We start from the raw sequence: 17,455 nt of genomic DNA on the forward strand, positions 1-17,455 counted from the left end.
GCCCAGTCAACGAGGCGTCAAACCGCTTGTGGACTGCGGGAATACGGCGGGGGGCATGGCGAGGGCCCGCACCGTGGTCACGGTGCGGGCCCTCATTGGTCCAGTCCTCTGCCGCCCTACTGCTGAGGGGCTGGCGGCGCCTGCGGAGGCTGCTGCTGCGGCCAGCCGGGGTGCGGTTGCTGCGGCTGCTGGTGCTGCGGATGGGGTTGCTGCGGCGGCTGCTGCGGGTGCTGTGCCGGGGGCATGGGCTGGCCGGGCTGCGCGGGCTGGCCGGGCTGGCCGGGCTGACCGGGCTGCTGGTACGGCTGCCAGCCCTGCGGGGGTACGCCGGGCTGCTGGGGCGGGTAGGGCTGCTGGCCGGGCACGGGCTGGCCGGGGGCGGGCTGCCCCGGCAGCGGCTGGCCCGGGACCGGCGGGGCCATCTGGGGCGGCATGGAGCCGTGACCGTCGCCGGTCCACAGCCCCTGCGCCTGCTGCGCCCGTACGAAGTCCTCGGCGACCATCGCGGAGAGGTTGAAGTACGCCTCCCGCGTCTTCGGCCGCATCATGTCGAGGTCCACCTCTGCGCCCGCCGCCAGGTGCTCGTCGAACGGCACCACGACGACCCCGCGGCAGCGCGTCTCGAAGTGCTGCACGATGTCATCGACCTTGATCATCTTGCCGGTCTCGCGGACACCCGAGATGACCGTGATCGACCGCTGCACCAGGTCGGCGTATCCGTGCGCGGACAGCCAGTCGAGCGTGGTGGACGCGCTGGACGCGCCGTCGACGGACGGGGTGGAGATGATGATCAGTTGGTCGGCGAGGTCCAGCACGCCGCGCATGGCGCTGTAGAGCAGACCGGTGCCGGAGTCGGTGAGGATGATCGGGTACTGCTTGCCCAGGACGTCGATCGCCCGCCGGTAGTCCTCGTCGTTGAACGTCGTCGACACGGCCGGGTCCACGTCATTGGCGATGATCTCCAGACCGGAGGGCGCCTGCGAGGTGAAGCGGCGGATGTCCATGTACGAGTTGAGGTACGGGATCGCCTGGACGAGGTCACGGATGGTGGCCCCGGTCTCGCGGCGGACGCGCCGGCCGAGCGTACCGGCGTCCGGGTTGGCGTCGATCGCCAGGATCTTGTCCTGCCGCTCGGTCGCCAGGGTGGCGCCGAGGGCGGTGGTCGTCGTGGTCTTGCCGACGCCGCCCTTGAGGGAGATGACCGCGATCCGGTAGCAGGACAGCACCGGCGTACGGATCAGCTCCAGCTTCCGCTGCCGCTCCGCCTCCTCCTTCTTGCCGCCGAGCTTGAACCGGGCGGCGGCGGAGGGATTGCGGCTGGACTTGGCCTTCTGCTTGTTGTTGCGCAGCAGGCGGTCGGAGGACAGCTCGACGGCCGCCGTGTAACCGAGCGGCGCGCCCGGCACGGACCGCTCGCGCTGGTCGTGCGTGACGGACGAGGGCCACGCCTGACCGGTCCGCGGATCGACGGGCGGCTGCTGGGGCTGCGGCTGTCCCGGCTGGGCCTGTCCTGGCTGGGGTTGTCCCGGCTGGGGGAAGCCGTAGCCGCCCTGGGGGGCGGGCTGGGGCTGCGCCTGCGGCTGGGGCTGGCCGGGATGCGGGAAGCCGTAGCCACCTTGGGGCTGCTGGGGCTGGCCGGGCTGGGGCTGGGGCTGGCCGGGGTGCGGGAAGCCGTACCCGCCCTGGGGCTGGCCGGGCTGGGGGAAGCCGTAGCCGCCCTGGGGGGCAGCCTGCGGCGGCAGCGGTGCGGCGGCGGGCGCCGGCGCCTGGGCCGGAACGGGCGCGGGCGGAGCCGACGGCTCCTGGGCCGGCGCGGGCTGCGCGGGCCACTGTGGCGCACCGGTCGGCGCCCCCGTCGGCGTGGCCGGCTGGAACGCGGGCGGCAACGGCGGCAGCCCGGCGCCCTGCTGCCCCGGCGCGGGCGCCCACGGCTGCGCCGCCTCGGGCGCGGGCGGGGCGGTGTCCTGCGGCGTGGCGTGCTGCGGCGCGGCGTCCTGGGGCGGGGCGTCCTGCGGCGGCGTGTCCTGGGACGGCGCGGCCTCCGCGACTGCCTCTTCAGGCGCTTCCGCCTCGGCGCCCTCGTCACCGGCGTCCGCCTGAGGGGCCTCGTCTGCGGCCTTGACCGCTTCCGCCTCCGTGTCCCCGGAGGAACCCTCGGCAGCCTCTGTCGACTTCGCCGCCTCCCGCTCCGCGATCTCGGCCATCTCACGCTTCAACGCGGCCGGAGAGAAGCGCATGGTGGCCCCACTCTCGACGTCACCGCCCCCGAACGGCTGCGCCCCCTCGTCCTGCCCCTGCTCGGCAGGCGTGGCCTCAGCCGGAACCGGAGCCGGGGCAGCCGCGGGAGCCGGAGCCTCCGGCGCCGAAGGCGCGGGTGCCGCATCAGCCGGAGGGGCCGACGGAGCCGGGGCCGAAGGCGCCGCCCCCGGCGCCCAGTCCGGCTGGAAACCGCCAGCCTGCGGCACCCCCGGCACGGCCACCGGCGTCGCCCCGCTCGGCGGCGGAGGCGGCGTAACGGGAGGCGTAACCGGAGGCGTGGCCGACGGGGTGACCGGCGGGGTGACCGGCGGGGCGGCCGGAGGCGTAACCGGCGGCGCGGCCGGCGGTGGGGCCGACGCCTCGCCGGCCGAGGACGTGTCGCCCGCGTTCTGCGTGTACCAGGCAGGCGGTGTGTAATCGATGGTGAACTCACCCGTCATCTCGGCGGGATCCGCGTCGGACTCCTCGACGGGAATGTTCCAGCTCCCGTGGATGTCGTCCCGATCGCCGTTCACTTTGCCTCCTGGTGTGGTCGAGCACCCTTGTGCCGTCGTGGGTGGGGGCCACCGTTGTTCCGATCGGCCCGGCTCTCCCCCGGGGACGTGGCGACATGTCCGCACGTTCGGCGCCGCGCCCTCACCCACCCTAATCGCCAACACCACCCGCCCGGCAGGCCCGCCCGGTGGTCTCCCGCTGTCCCGTATCCCACGCCCTGCCCTCACGTCACTCCGGTACGGCGGAGCGTGAGGAATCCGGCTGTGCAAATCGGCACAATCAGGCGGAAGAAGGGCGCCCTGTCCCTCCGGTGGGCGTTCCCCAACGATCAGGTCTCGACCTCAATCGGCCGCTCGGCCCCTCAGCGCAGGTCGAACTCCCCGTCACGCGCCCCGAGCACGAACGCACGCCATTCGGCCTCCGTGTACCGCAGGACGGTGTCCGGGTCCAGGGACGAGCGCATGGCCACGGCTCCGCCCGGAAGGTATGCGATCTCCACGCGCTCCTCGTCGGCGCTCGTACCCGGGGCGCCGTGCCACTCGACATCGGAAATGTCGAGCGCGTACAGCGCGTCCTTCTCCTCTGCGCTCCCCATCACGGTTCCCTTCGATGACGGCCGGCTGTGCGGGCGTGGACAAACGCCCGGTGACGGCGCGTAGTTGGACGGTGGCTCAAGCGCCGTCACGGGCATCCTAGGCCAGCCGGAGCCGGGTGGCCCGAGCGCTTGGGCGGATCGGTACGCGGTTCCGCGGGCGTACCCCTGTCACCGTCCACGTACCTCACTCGGGAGAGTGAGGCGAGGCGAGGTTCAGTCCATGCGGCGGGGCATGCCCAGGAGACCGGCCTCCGCGTCCGTGGCGCTGGTCATCACCCAGTGCCGGTCGCTCCCGGCGCACCAGAGGGTCACGCCGTCCGCGAGGGTCGGCAGCGCGTCCGTCTCGGTCCGGTGCAGCCCCAGTATCCGGCCGATCTGCTGGGCTTCCTGAGGCGAGACGCGTTGGATGCCCACGAGCGTGGACGTCCGCATCAGCCGGGGTGCCACAGGGCTCAGGTAGGGCAGCAGTGTCAGTACGGACTGCCACGGCGACGACACCACGCGGCCGCGGGGCGGTCGCATGCCGCAGTCCCTGACCACGACGACCGGACTGCCCACGGTCGCGCCCATGGGCGGGACGCGGCCCACGTCGTGCAGGGTGATGCACTCCAGGCCGGCACCGGCGGACTGCGCCAGGACGCTCCACTCCTGTGCGCGTCCCGTCTCCACCGCGACGCGCGCTCCCGTACCCGCCGCGCGCAGCGCCAGCACCTGCGCCGTCCACAGGCCGCCGATCAGGAGAACGTCGTAGGGCGTCGAGCGGTGGAAGCCGACCAACTGCGGGCGGCCCTCCGCGTCGTCGCCGATCACCACGCCGTCGTCCCCGACGGGCAGGGAAAGGGCACCCAAGTGGTCGGTCACCACACTGTGGCCGGGGTGACTCGGGCCGAAAAGCCCACGCAGGCCGCGTACGGAAGCGGTACGGGTCATCACCGCGCACCTCCCAGCGGCAGCGTCGCCAGCACGCCGGGCAACTGCTCGCGGTCCAGCCTCAGCAGGCCCACCTTCGCCGATCGGGCGGCCTGTTCCAGCGCCCGGCGTACGCCGACGAGTTCGGTGTCGGAGCCGCCGGTGATACGGATGTGACTGAGTACGTTCATCGTCCCCTGCCGCGTTCCGCGGCGCAGCGTGAAGCTGACGGTGGTGGCGTACGCGGGGACGGAGGTGAGCAGGGACACCAGCTTGGGCAGCGGTGACGCCCCCCGGCCCAGCTCCGGCCAGCGGCCGACCGCGTACGTGGTGTGCCAGCGGTCGTCGCACCGCCACACCCGTGAGGTCTCGGCCGTGCGGCGCTGCGGTGCGCTACCGGGCTGCGAGGCCCGGGCCGCCAGACGGGGGCTGGCACAGGCGGCGGTCGCGACCGTGGAGTTGAGTTCCTCCTGGTCCAGGACGACGGCCTGGAAGCCGACGCCGGTCAGGCGGCTCGCCACGTGGTCCGCCACGCGCACCAGGCAGCGCTGCGCCCCTTCGATCCCTCCGCCGCGTGCCTCGACGGCTTCGGCGCAGAGCTCCGGATCGAGCTTCACGGCCACCCACGTCATGCGCAGCGCCGGAGCCCCGGTCCGCTCGTGCAAGGGGGCGTACGAGAGCCGCGCCACGGCCTGCTGAGGCAGGTGCGGCGCGGGGGCGGGGCGTACCTGCTGGACGAGTTGGACCGACTCCACGACGATGTCGTCGACCTTGAGGGCGTCGCCCAGGACCGACAGCGGCAGCGCGCGGGCGCCGGACGCGGGGCGCAGGGCGGACCCCTGGGACTCCACGCGTACGACCGCGGTCAGGAAGGTGCCGTCGCCGAGCATCCCCACCGTGCGGCGGTTCCGGTCGACGTGGGGAAAGGGGCGGAAGCCCGGCACGCTCTCCGTGACGGTGGCCAGCGACGGGTCGGCGTCCGGGCCCGGAGTCGTGGCGTTGCGCCTGCGGGCGCGGAGCGCGAGTGCCGTGGAGAGCCAGTCCTGAAGTGCCTGGCCACGGCGGCGGATGACGGCGAGCAGCAACAGCAGGCATGCCACGGCGCACGTGGGGATGAGCCAGAGACCGCCGAGTGCGACGCCTACGGCGGCCAGGGCCAACGCCATCTCCACCAGCACCAACTGCCGGAGCTGGAAGGGGCCGAGGCGGCCGGTACGGGAGAGGGGGCGCAGGGTGGTCGTTGCGGGCGTTCCCTGAACCGGCGGTGTCGACCGGTCGTTACTGCGTTGCCGTTGGGAAGTGTCGGGGGCTCGTCCGGGTGCCCGCCCACTCCGCGCGCGCGTCGCCGTACCCATCGCCGCGTTGCCCCCTCGTGTCCGCAAAAGCCAAATCCTTATGGGCGTTGACCGGGCGATCACCCTACCTGAGCGGGGGGATGCAGGCGCCAGCAGGCATAGTAGTGGGCGGCGCGACGGCAAGCGTTTCGATGCGTGTGGGAACCTGGGCGCCCAGAGGGGATGAGGGGCAGCGGACAAATGGCATCACGACGGGACGAACTCAACGCCTACACCTTCGCAAAGCGGAGGCTGATTGCGCAGTTCGTGCAGCCGAACACCACCGGCTCCGAGGAAGGCGCACCCCGCCCGCTTCGCGCCGTGGTGCCTGGAGCCATCGTCGGTGTGGTGGTCCTGGCGGTCTTCGGTGCCTGGGGGATGTTCAAGCCGGTCGCGCCGAAGAATTGGGACACCCCCGGCGAGAACGTCATCATCGCCAGCAAGTCCACCACGCGCTATGTGGTGTTGAAGACCGGCAGCAAGGTGCAGCTCCATCCGGTGCTCAACATGTCGTCGGCGAAGCTCCTGCTCAACCCCGACAAGGGCAAAGTCATCAACGTCGACGAGTCGGTGCTCGACAGCGGCAAGATCCCGCACGGCGCGACCCTCGGCATCCCCTACGCCCCCGACCGGCTGCCCGACCCCAAGGAGGCGGGTGCCGCCAAGCGCTGGGCCGTCTGCGAGCGGCCAGGAGAGGGCGGCAGGGCCATCCAGAAGGCCGCGTTCGTCTTCGCCGAGCGCGAGCACGGCAGGACGGAGGGCGCCAACCGGCTGCGCGGCGGGGAGCTCATCTACGTCGAGGGGCCCGACAAGACCCGTTACGTGGTGGACGCCGACGGCACCGCGTACCCGGTGAAGGAGGACGAGCTGCTCCTGCGCCAGTTGGTCGGCCAGGGCCGTGCCGCGCAGCGGGTGTCCGCCGCGTGGCTGGACACCCTCCACAAGGGCGACACCATCACGTTCCCGGCCGTCCCCGGGCAGCCGGGTGAGCCCGCCGGCGTCCCGGGGCTGCTCAAGCCCGAGGACAACAAGGTGGGCATGGTCCTCACCGCGACCGACGGGACGAAGGAGCAGCAGTACGTCGTCCTCAAGGGACGGGTGGCCCCCGTCTCCGACTTCGTGGCGAAGCTGCTGCTCAACAGCAGGGAGCTGATCGACCTGGGACAGGCCGGGCGGGCGAAGTCCGTCAGCGCCGGAGCCTTCGAGCCGGGCGAGGCCTTCGGGAAGGACAAGAAGTGGCCGGAGTTCGCACCGAAGCCCGTCAACGAGGCGGCCGTCGCCGAGGGCAGCCGTAACACCGTGTGCAACGTGCTGCGCGAGGTGGACGGCGACAACGGCTCCACCACACTCAGCACGTGGGCGGGCAGCGACTTCCCCGCCCCGCTGCCGACCGGTTCGAGTAGCGCCTACGTCACCCCGGGATCCGGCCAGCTCTTCCGGCAGTTCAAGGGCGCGAAGACCGACACCGGCTTCCTCTTCCTGGTCACCGACACCGGGCTGCGTTACGCCATGCAGTCCAACGGCGACAGCGCGACGGGCGACTCCGGCATCGGCTCCTCCGGGTCGAAGGAGGAGAAGCGGGCGCGGCAGCAGGAGGCACAGCAGGCCCAGAACCGGCTCGGCTACAAGAACGTGGACCCCGTGCCCGTCCCCGCCGAATGGTCCACCTTCCTGCCGACCGGTCCACGCCTGTCCACCGGGGCGGCGAGTCAGCCGCAGGGCTCCTGAGAGCCGAGGCGCACATGAGCCACACGTACCGACGCCTGCTGGCGGCCGCGGCCGCCAGCGTGATCACCTTCGTATCCCTGCCCGCGGCTCCCGCGGTCGCGGATGACAGCACCAGCACCCAGTGCACCTTCCCCGGGAAGATGTACGAGGGCCGTCCCTGGTCCCTTCAGCGCGTCCTGCTGGACGAGTTGTGGAAGCAGTCCACCGGCAAGGGCGTGCGGGTCGCCGTCATCGACACCGGTGTCGACGTCAAGAACCCGCAACTGAAGAAGGCCGTGGACACCAAGAGCGGCGTCAACCTGCTGCCCAAGGACCTCAAGGACGAGAACGGCAACAAGATCGAGCGCGGCAAGGAGGACGGCACCACGGACGTGGTGGGCCACGGCACCAAGGTCGCCGGCATCATCGCCGCCCGCCCGGCCAAGGGCACCGGCTTCGTCGGTCTCGCCCCCGAGGCCACGATCATCCCGATCCAGCAGAACGACGCCGAAGGACACGGCACCGCCGAGACCCTGGCGACGGCCATCAAACACGCCATCGCCGAGGAAGCCGACGTCATCAACATCTCGCAGGACACGGCCAAGGCGGTGGAACCCGCCCCCGCGCTGAAGCAGGCGGTGGACGAAGCCCTGGCCCAGGGGATCGTGGTCGTCGCGTCGGCGGGCAACGACGGCCTGGGCGGCAACGTCAAGAGGACCTACCCCGCCTCGTACGAAGGCGTCCTGGCGGTGGCCTCCTCGGACCGCAACAACGAACGCGCGCCGTTCTCCCAGTCCGGCGACTTCGTCGGCATCGCGGCACCGGGCGTCGACATGGTCTCCACCGTCCCCGGCGGCGGCCACTGCGCGGACAACGGCACCAGCTTCTCCGCCCCGTACGTCGCCGGTCTCGCCGCTCTCATCAAGAGCAAGCACAAGGACTGGACGCGGAAGCAGATCGTCGCCCAGATCCAGCAGACCGCCGAACGGTCCGTCGCCGGTCACGACCGTCTCGTCGGCTGGGGCGTCGTCGACCCGGTCCGCGCCCTGACGGAGGACGACAAACCCATCGAAGCCCCGGTCGCCCACGAGGGCGTCACCCGCGCCGAGGCCCCCACCCCGGCAAAGCTCCACCTCGGCGAAACCCCGGACGAACGCAACGCCCGCCTCGCGACGTACGTCGTGCTGGGCGGCGGCGTCCTCATCGCCGCCATCGCGGGCAGCGCGGTGGCGCTCCGCGACTCCCGTCGGCGGGCGAGACGGGTCGCGAGGTTGTGACCGCGAGGCGGTGAAACCGCGTGACAGGTAAGGCGCTTGGGGCTGTCAGAGCCAGTGACTAGAGTGACCACGACACTGAGTGTCAGCTAAAGCAAACGGGGAGGACTGAGCACTGTGCTCGAGGTAGTCGGTTACGGGGGCGGCCATGGCAGGTGACCTCGAGCGCGGAGTGGGCGCGCTGAAGAAGTTCCGGTCGCGCGTCGACGCGGTGCTCAGGGAACTGGAAGGCGGAGACGGGGGCGCGGCCAAGGTCGCGGCGGAGCGGGTGACGCGTGCGTCGTTCGGCGGCGAGTTCACGGAGGCGAAAGCCTTCTACGAGGAGTACGGCCGCGTCCACCAGGCCCTCGTGTCGCTGTCGAAGTCCCTCGGCGACCAGATCGAGCTGCTGACCATCGGCGTGCATGCCGCCGACGTCGGCTACGACAACGTGGACGAGGAGCAGCGTCGCCGCTTCCACGAGATCAGGGCTCGTCTGGACGAGGAGCGGGCCGAGGCGCTCGAGCGTGCGGAGGCGAAGCAGCGTGAGAAGGAGCAGGGCGACAAGCCTGCCACGCCTCCGCCGCCTCGCAATGAGGCCGCCAGCGGCACGACGGACCTGACCTGAGGTGATGCGTGATGAGTGAAGAGAAGCAGCCGAAGCGGCCACTGACTCCACTGGAGCAGCAGCAGGCGGACGAGGCTCAGATCCGGGGGGCCTCCGCCTTCGTCGACATGACGGGGGCCGTGTCGGACCTCGTCGACGTCTTCGGCCCCGGCGCTGGCTACATCGCTCTGGGCAAGACCGCCTTCGACGGCATGATGCTCAACGAGTTGATCGGCCTTGTGGAGAAGGCCAATCCGGCCGACCTCGAGCACGCCGGCGAGGCTCTGGAGAAGGCGACCGTCGCCATCAACAGCGCGGCCAAGGACCTGAACGACTTCGTCAAGAACACCGAGTGGGAGGGCGAGGGAGCCACCGCCTTCCAGACGTACGGCCTCGGTGTCGTCGATTACGCCTGGAAAATCGCCAAGGTCGCCAATGCGGTCGGCGCCCAGATGAAGGTGGCCAGCACCGGCCTGGCCTCCGTGCGCAACGCGATGCCGCCCCGCGACACCCGTGCCGGCACGGACCAGAAGGAACCGCGCCAGTTCAAGCCCGCGGAAGCCAGGCAGGACAACCCCGAGTACCAGAAGGCGCTGCAGGTCGAGAAGGACCGGCAGGAGGCCATCAACCAGATGAACCGTCTGGCGTCGTACTACGTGGTCTCCCAGTCGACCCTCGCCGGTCAGGACATGCCGCCGCCGCCGGCGGCGTACAAGGCGGCGGTGCCGCCGCCGACAGGGGAGTTCGACCCCGGGCGCAGCCGTGTAGCAGATGCGGGCGCGGCAACGGGGTGGTCGGAGTCGCCGTCGATGCCGTCCAGCGTGGGTCGTGCAGGAGCGAGCATTGGTGCGGGCACGCCTGGGACAGAAGTAGACACTAAGCCGGTGCAGGCGATCGGCTCCAACCCGTCGATGGAAATCGACAGCGTTGTGACGCCTACGGCTCCACCCGCGGCCCCATCCGGTCCCCAGCAGGCCCCTTCGGCCCCCAGCACGACCGGCCCAGGGAATGGCATCACTCCTCCAGCGCCGGGCTTCGGGACTCCCGTACGTGCCACAACGCGCGCGGTGGGAGCGACAGATGCGCCCCGTGGAAGCAGTCACGGCACCAGCACCGTGGGCCGAGTGGGTGGTCCTGGAGGCAGCGGCTCTACAAACGCGGGACGCACCTCCGGAGCCGTGGGACGGCCTGGAATCCCGGGCGTCGGTGGACCTCAGGCTCAGACGGGCGGGCGCGCCGGAACCGTCGGTCGGCCAGGAGCCATGGGCACTGGGCCCAGCCCAGCGGGCCGCACAGGCGGGAGTGCCGGTCAGTCGCCTGTGGTAGGCCGGCCGGGCACAGCGGGACAACCAACGGCAGGGCGTTCTGGTTCCGCGAACGTAACCCGTGGGGGGCACCCGAACGGGGTCGTCGGCGGCACACCTCAGCGGGCCGTCAACGGCCTTCCAGGGCCCCGCGTACCCAAGGGCACGGTCATTGGTGCAGAGGGATCCACTGCAGGACGTTCACCCGCGGCGAGGCCCAGCCAGGCGGGCGTCATTGGTGCGAACCAGACGAGCGGTGGTCCCCGTCCCACCAATCGCGGTACTCCCAGCAAGAACGGTGTGCTCGGTGCGCCCCGTGGTGCCGACACAGGTGCACGGCTCAGCGCCCCCAGCGGTAGCGGGCAGCAGCGGTCCCGGGACGGGGAACAAAAGCCGCCCGCTTCACCCCGACCGCAGCCGCTGACGGAAGACGAAGAGACGTGGGCAACCAGGCGGCGCGGCTCTGTGCCGCCAGTGATCGGGTAGGCACTCGAAAGGTTCGGAAGTCAGAATGAGGCCAGTGATGAGTCAGGTCCCGAAGCTCAGCTCTCCGTCTAGTTGGCGAGCGGGCCTGCTTTGCGTGGTGGCCGTTGTATCAACGGTGGGCACCGGAGGCACGGCCGCGGCAGCGACTATCACGGACCCGCAGTCGAAACAGTGGTACCTCGACGCCATGAACGCCGACGAAATTTGGAAGACCACAACTGGTGAAGGCGTCAAAGTCGCAGTGATCGACACGGGCGTCAGGCCTTCCACCCCGTCACTGAAGGGGCAGGTTCTCAAGGGGTACGACTTCACTGGGGTAGCGGGAGAGGCGACGGACGACTTCGACGGGCACGGAACCTCGATGGCCGAGCTCATCGCTGGCACTGGGAAAGGTGGCGGTCTAAAAGGCTTGGCACCCGGAGCGAAGGTGATTCCCTACCGAGTGTCCAATACCGAACTGCAGAACAAGGAGAAGGTGAACGCCTTCGACATGCAAGAGGCCATCCGCGCTGCTGCGGAGGGTGAGGCACAGATCATCAATATCTCCATGGGTAACGAGTTCTACAGCTCCGAGGTGCGCGATGCTGTGGAATACGCCCAGAGCAAGGGGAAACTGCTTTTCGCCGGCGTCGGCAATAGCGCGAAGAAGGGAAACAAGCCGCAGTACCCTGCCAGCTATCCCGAAGCCGTCGCCGTCGCCGGGTCCGGCCCTGACGGCAAGGTGGCCGACTACTCTCAACACGGCGACTTCGTGGACATCGCCGCTCCGGCCGACGGCATCCCGGGCTGGTGTGACGCGAAATTCGACGCTTACTGCGACGGCGACGGGGGCACCAGCTCCGCCTCCGCCATCGCCTCCGCCTCCGCCGCCCTGATCTGGTCCAAGCACCCGGAGTGGACGGGGAACCAGGTCCTGCGTGTGATGTTCGAGTCCGCCGGGCGGGGCAAGGATTGGAAGCCCGGCACCGTCAGCAACTACCTCGGCCACGGCATCGTCCGCCCCGGCGCCCACATCAACCGAGGGCTGGGCAAGCCTGGTGACCCGGACATCAGTCCCCTCACCAACGAGAGGGTCGGGGGCGGCTCGTCCGGTTCGTCCGCCTCGGCCGCACCTTCCGCACCAGCTTCGTCACAGGCCCCGAAGGGTAAGCCGGGGTCCGACGCAGTCGTGGCAGGCTCCAGTGAGGGGGCCCAGAAGGCAGACGGCGGAAGCAAGTTGGGTCTCATCATCGGCGGAGCCGCCCTCGTGGCCGTCCTCGCGGGGGCCGTCTACGCGATCGCACGCCGACGGCGCAGTGCCTGACCGGGCCAAGGTGCTTCAGACTTCACCTTTCACCACCTGGTGAAGCACAACTCAGCAAGCCGACACAGCAGTTCAGAAGGGAAACGCAACCGTGTCACAGGGCCAGCGGCTTTCAGACAGCGAAGTAATCAAGCTCGAGAGGCATCTCCTCGAGAAGTTCAACTCCATCAAGGGCCAGCTCCAGGCGATTCAGGGCACGATCGACAGCCTTGAGGGCCAGTGGAAGGGTATCGGCGCAGGCGCCTTCAACAAGAAGCAGGAAGAGATCAACACCTCGATGGTGCGTCTCGGCAACATTCTTGCGAAGTTCCTCGAGGGGCTGAGCGCCTCCAGGAAGATCAAGGACGGCACTGAGGACGAAGTTCTCGCCGCTGTGCAGAGCATCAATGTCGACCTCGGTGTCGGTACCCAGGCGAAGTCGAACCTCAGCGGCCTGTAGAGCTCCTGGCGCGACCCGATTTCGGCATCCAAGGCCGATTCACAACCAAGTGAGATGAGGAAACATGAGTACGAACTACGACGGGCTTGTCGTCAAGTACGGCGCTCTCGACGCGACGGCCACCGTGCTCGGTAACCAGGCCAAGCGGCTTGAAGAGGATCTGCGTTCCATCAAGACGGCCATGGCCACCGTCGCTGCCGGCTGGGAAGGCGAGGCACACGAGGCTTACGTCCAGGAACAGACGAAGTGGGACAAGGAAGCTTCGGACATCCACCAGGCCCTCATGCAGATCGGACAGGTCGTCGCGAGGGCGGGCGGCGACTACATGGGCGGCGACAAGAAGGCCGCCGGCTACTTCCTGTAGGCTCCGGCAGCCGTACACGAACACCAGGGGTGGGCACGCACGAGGGGTGCCCACCCTGTTCCTTCAATTCCGCCGCTTTGGGCACAGGCCACCGCTTCCACTCGCGTGTGGCAACCGGCAGCTTCAGACCGAACTCAAGGTCTGACGGGAAAGGAGGCAACGGAGCCGGCGTGCGCGACGAAGACGCGATTGCCGTCACCGGCGCAGGTGTACAGGCCGAAGCCTTCGGGAGAGTACAGGAAAATCTGCTCGCCGGAGCGGGTGTCCGCGGCGATCACCCCGCTCTCATTGGCGTTGGCGATCCATACCGTGCCCCCCTGGACGACGGGTGGCCGGTCGACCTTGTGTCCGCCCGACTCGTAGAGGTTCCATTCCTCCTTACCGTCGCCCGCTCGGAGCCGGTGGAGGTAGTGGTTGGCGGCGTACACCTCGTTGCCGCGGACGGCTGGAGGACCCCATGGCCGGGACCCGCCAGGAACACTCCACAACTCCGTTCCGTCGGCGAGTGACCGGCAGGTGAGCGTGGTGCCACCGAGGAAGACCTTGTCGCCGACCACGGCAGGCATGACCGTTGAGGTTCCCTGGTCGTCGACATCCCAGACGGCCTTGCCGGTGGCCGTGTCCAGAGCCGTCACATTGCCGTCCGACGGGAAGAGGACCAGTCGCCCCTCTGAGGCTGCCGCTGCCGGCGGCTCGGCTACGGACGTCCGCACGGGCGTGGGCACCGACCAGAGCACCTTGCCGGTGGTGACGCGGACGGCCTGCAACTGCCGCTCCTCGGTCATCACATACACCGCGTTGCCGTCCGAGGCCAGGAGCTTGCTGACGGAGAGCGGGACCGACCACACTTGTTCACCGGTCGAGGCGATCAACGCGCACAGGGCTCCCGCCGCTCCCGCTGCCAGGACGAGCCGATCGGCAGCCGTGAGGACGCCCGCGGATGCCGTCACATCCGAGGCCGTCCACTTCCGCTTGCCGTCGGTGACCCGGTGGGCGGCCAGGCCGCCGTCGGCCGAGCCGAAGACCACGACGTCCCGGACGGGGAGGGGAGCCGGTGTCCTGAAGTCTGCTCCACTGATGGGTTCCCACAACGGGGCCAGCTCCTCATCGGGCTTGAGCATGGCGGCCACAGGCCGTGCTGCGGCTGCTGGGATGACCGGCCTCTTCGGAGGCGCGGGATCGCGCAGCCACCACCAGGCACCTGCACCGGCGATGCCGAGCGCAGCACCCGAACCAGCCATGGAGGCCAGCAGACGCCGACGGGTGGGTGTGGTGCCGTCGGTTCGTGACACGGCCGAGGCAACGGACTTGGCAGCCTCTTCACGCCGTCCGATCTCCTCGGCCAGAGGGCCCTGGCGCCAGGCCCTGTCCGCGCCTCGAGGAGGCGCGAAGGCCTGCACCATCTGCGCGGGAAGGGGGCGCTGGGCCGGGTCCTTGGCCAGGCACGGGAGCAGCAGGGCCCGGATTCCCTCGGGGACGTACCGCAGGTCCGGTTCGCCGTGCACGACCTGGTACTGCACACCTGCCACGTGCGGACCGTCATAGGCCCGCACCCCGCTCGCCGCGTATGCGAGCAGGGCGCCCAGCGAGAAGACGTCGGCGGCCGGTCCGACACGCTGCCCGAGCACTTGCTCTGGCGCACCGTAGCCAGGGGTGACCGGGATCTGGCCAGTCGTGGTGAGGGTCAATCCGTGCTCGGGGCGGGCGATGCCGAAGTCGATGACGCGGGGACCGGCCGAGGTAAGGACGATGTTGGACGGCTTGAGGTCGCGGTGGACCAGGCCGGCCGCGTGGATGTCCTGGAGCGTGCGGGCGACAGACGCCGCGAGCGCGCGCAGCCCGGTCTCGTCCAGCGGCCCGTACGCCGCGACTGCCTCTTCGAGTGTCGGGCCCGCCAGGAACTCCACGGCGATCCAGGGCCGGCCGCTCTCCATCTGCGCGCCGAGGACCCTTGCCACGCCGTGGCTGGTCACGGCCTGCGCGGTGACGGCCTCCCGTACGAAGCGCTGGGCCAGATGCAGGTCCTGGGAGAGCTCGGGGCGCAGGGTCTTGACCGCTGCGGTGCGGCCCGTGTTGTCCCGCCCGAAGTAGACCTTTCCCATACCGCCCTCACCCAGGATGCCGAGGAGCCGGTACGGGCCGAGGCGCAGGGGATCGCCGGTGCTGAGGGGGAGCATCTGTACGCGCTTTCTCATTCGAGGGGCAGAGCAGTCATGGCCACCCTGTCGACGCAGATGAGACGCCCAGCGCCTTCGTGGGCCGCGAACCTGACGGGCGAACTCCGGTAGGTCCAGGCCGACGTGTGGCTGCGGAGGTCGACGGCGCTGATACCGGTATTGACCTTGACGTAGATGTACTTCGTTCCGACGACCGGTGGGTGATCGAGGTCGGGAGCCTCGTCCTTGGTCAGGTCCTCCTGTTCCTCCCAGAGGAGCTCACCGGTTGCCGCGTTCAGGGCGACAAGGCCACGGACGCCCTCGGCCGCGTAGACGACATCGTTCTTCACGGTGGGGGCGCCATAGGGCCGGGCGCGGTCCGGGGCCTGGCCGGTGCCACGGCCGTCGCCGAACTGCCAGGCAACTTCTCCATCGGTGAGCCGGAGCGCCCACACGTGAGCGCCTGCGACATAGACGTGCCGTTCGTCGATCGCCAGAGGATCGGGGACGACGTGGCTCTTGTAGTCGAGGCTCCAGGGCAGGTACGTGCTCCATGCTTGCTCACCGGTGCGGAGGTCCACGCAGGAGATGTGCATGTTGCTGCCCACGGCGTTGGGGTCCGGGTCCTCCCTCTCGTAGCGGAAGAAGAGCAACCGGTTACCGGCGGTCCGGACGGCGATACCCGGGTCCGAGGCGCTGACCTGGCGCACCTTGTTCTCCCAGAGCTTCTTGCCCGACCGGAGATCGATTGCCAGCACGTACCAGTCTTCGATCTGTTCGAGGCTGGTGTCGTGGCCCGGGACGTTCTTCTTGGCCGCCATGCAGAACACGTCCTCTGCCGCGATGAGGGCCGCCACGTCCTGATAGGAGGCGCGGAAATCAGCGAGGCGGGCGATGCGGTGGTGCGGTGTCCCATCGGAGGGGGTGAAGGCGTGCACGGACAGTGCCTTGCCGCCGTCGTCGTCCGGAAAATAGACGCCGTACAGCTTTGTCCCGTCCCAAACGACCTGATGGGGTTCGATCACCACACCGTGCGACGACCACAGCTTCTGGCCGTTCTTCGCACCGAAGGCCTGGAAGGCCCCGTCCTGCCATGTCGCGATCGCATCGCCGATGGGCAGGAGACAGGGTGGTGTGTCGATGGAGGCCCGCCACAGCTCCTGCGGCCCACCGTCTTCCGTGGACTTGGCGCCCTCGGCGTTGTCGCCCGTCCTCTGCCTGCCGGACCACACCCACGCTCCCGCCCCTGCCGCGCTCACGGCCACCAGCGAGCCCCCGGCCACCGAAAGCAGCCTGCGCCGGGACATGCCCGGACGGCCCGAGGGCGGCACGGCGTACGAGCCCTCTACAGGGGCCGGCAGCCGGTACGGCTGGTGCTGCCAGACCTCCGTCGCGCGGCGGGCGATGTCGGTGAGCAGCGGAGTCGGCAGGTGGTCGGCGAACTCGCCGCGGCCGTCGTGAAGTTCGGCGATGAGCTCCCGAGTGGTGGGGCGCTGACCAGGGTCCTTGGCCAGGCAGCGGGCGAGGACCGGGGCCAGAGCGGCCGGAACTCCGGTGAGGTCCGGGTCGGCGTAGCGGACGCGGTAGAGGAGGTCTGCCGCCTGGCCCGTGCCGAAGGGGCCGTGGCCGGTGGCGGCGAAGACGAGGACCCCGGCGAGGGCGAACACGTCGCCCGCAGGTGTGTGTTCCTGGCCCGTGGCCTGCTCCGGGGACATGAAGGCGGGCGTGCCCGCGGCGGTGCCGGTGCGGGTGAGCCGGTCGTCCCCGGCGGCGCGGGCGATGCCGAAGTCGATGATCTTGGGTCCGTACGCCGTGATCATGACGTTCGAGGGCTTGAGGTCGCGGTGGACCACGTCGGATGCGTGGAGCTGGGCCAGGGCACCGGCGAGGGCCGCGCCCAGGGCACGGACGGACGCCTCGGGCAGGGGGCCGCAGAGGGCCACGGCGTCGTCGAGGGGCGGGCCGAGAACGTACTCCGTGGCAAGCCAGGGGGTTTGGGCGCCGGGGTCGGCGTCGACGACGGTGGCACCGTGGTGGCCGCCGATGATGCGTGCGGCGTCGGTCTCCAAGTGGAAGCGGGTGCGTGCGGCCGTGTCGGCGGCGATGCGGGCATGCATGGTCTTGAGGGCGACGGTGCGTCCTCCGGCCGAGCGGGCGAGGTAGACCGTGCCCATGCCGCCGTGGCCGAGGCGGGCCAGCAGACGGTGGCCGCCGATCTCGCCCGGGTCGTCGTGAGTCAAAGGC

13 protein-coding genes are annotated in these 17,455 nt (G+C 70.1%); 7 read left to right on the top strand and 6 right to left on the bottom strand.

The genetic code is table 11. The annotated features are described in order from the left end of the window. Nucleotides 1-116: 116 nt before the first annotated feature. From ACZ46W_RS10820 to eccE, 4 genes are all read right to left on the bottom strand, one after another. Complete coding sequence (locus ACZ46W_RS10820; protein WP_468334564.1) at nt 117-2,774, bottom strand: SCO5717 family growth-regulating ATPase; 2,658 nt, start codon at nt 2,772-2,774, stop codon at nt 117-119. A gap of 341 nt (nt 2,775-3,115) precedes the next feature. Then, nucleotides 3,116-3,349 (bottom strand): DUF397 domain-containing protein, encoded by a 234-nt coding sequence (locus ACZ46W_RS10825; protein WP_468334567.1) that lies wholly within the window; start codon nt 3,347-3,349, stop codon nt 3,116-3,118. Nucleotides 3,350-3,562: 213 nt separating this feature from the next. Beyond that, nucleotides 3,563-4,279, bottom strand: a complete 717-nt coding sequence (locus ACZ46W_RS10830; protein ID WP_468334570.1) for a hypothetical protein — start codon at nt 4,277-4,279, stop codon at nt 3,563-3,565. After that, nucleotides 4,279-5,613 (bottom strand): type VII secretion protein EccE, encoded by a 1,335-nt coding sequence (gene eccE, locus ACZ46W_RS10835; RefSeq protein WP_468334573.1) that lies wholly within the window; start codon nt 5,611-5,613, stop codon nt 4,279-4,281. The genes ACZ46W_RS10830 and eccE overlap by 1 nt, the downstream gene beginning before the upstream one ends. A gap of 180 nt (nt 5,614-5,793) precedes the next feature. On the opposite strand from eccE, the gene eccB reads away from it, so the two are divergent. From eccB to ACZ46W_RS10870, 7 genes are all read left to right on the top strand, one after another. Beyond that, the gene (gene eccB / locus ACZ46W_RS10840; RefSeq protein ID WP_468334576.1) at nt 5,794-7,320 is read left to right on the top strand and encodes a type VII secretion protein EccB; all 1,527 of its coding nucleotides are present in this window, start codon (nt 5,794-5,796) and stop codon (nt 7,318-7,320) included. A 14-nt stretch (nt 7,321-7,334) separates the two neighbouring features. Next, nucleotides 7,335-8,576: a type VII secretion-associated serine protease mycosin gene (gene mycP / locus ACZ46W_RS10845; protein ID WP_468334579.1), complete on the top strand. Its 1,242-nt coding sequence runs from the start codon at nt 7,335-7,337 to the stop codon at nt 8,574-8,576. A 145-nt stretch (nt 8,577-8,721) separates the two neighbouring features. After that, complete coding sequence (locus ACZ46W_RS10850) at nt 8,722-9,180, top strand: hypothetical protein (RefSeq protein WP_468334582.1); 459 nt, start codon at nt 8,722-8,724, stop codon at nt 9,178-9,180. 11 nt (nt 9,181-9,191) lie between these two features. After that, complete coding sequence (locus ACZ46W_RS10855) at nt 9,192-10,949, top strand: hypothetical protein (RefSeq protein ID WP_468334585.1); 1,758 nt, start codon at nt 9,192-9,194, stop codon at nt 10,947-10,949. Nucleotides 10,950-10,974: 25 nt separating this feature from the next. Then, nucleotides 10,975-12,252: a S8 family serine peptidase gene (locus ACZ46W_RS10860; protein ID WP_468334588.1), complete on the top strand. Its 1,278-nt coding sequence runs from the start codon at nt 10,975-10,977 to the stop codon at nt 12,250-12,252. A 91-nt stretch (nt 12,253-12,343) separates the two neighbouring features. After that, nucleotides 12,344-12,691 (top strand): WXG100 family type VII secretion target, encoded by a 348-nt coding sequence (locus ACZ46W_RS10865; protein WP_468334591.1) that lies wholly within the window; start codon nt 12,344-12,346, stop codon nt 12,689-12,691. Between the two features lie 64 nt (nt 12,692-12,755). Then, nucleotides 12,756-13,055: a WXG100 family type VII secretion target gene (locus tag ACZ46W_RS10870; protein WP_468334594.1), complete on the top strand. Its 300-nt coding sequence runs from the start codon at nt 12,756-12,758 to the stop codon at nt 13,053-13,055. A 134-nt stretch (nt 13,056-13,189) separates the two neighbouring features. On the opposite strand, the gene ACZ46W_RS10875 is transcribed toward ACZ46W_RS10870, so the two are convergent. Both ACZ46W_RS10875 and ACZ46W_RS10880 read right to left on the bottom strand, forming a co-directional pair. Then, the gene (locus ACZ46W_RS10875; protein ID WP_468334598.1) at nt 13,190-15,232 is read right to left on the bottom strand and encodes a serine/threonine-protein kinase; all 2,043 of its coding nucleotides are present in this window, start codon (nt 15,230-15,232) and stop codon (nt 13,190-13,192) included. A 14-nt stretch (nt 15,233-15,246) separates the two neighbouring features. After that, nucleotides 15,247-17,451, bottom strand: coding sequence for a protein kinase domain-containing protein (locus ACZ46W_RS10880; RefSeq protein ID WP_468334601.1), 2,205 nt, complete (start codon nt 17,449-17,451; stop codon nt 15,247-15,249). Between the last annotated feature and the right edge of the window lie 4 nt (nt 17,452-17,455).

The sequence above is a fragment of the Streptomyces sp. NPDC031064 genome, from assembly GCF_055570965.1.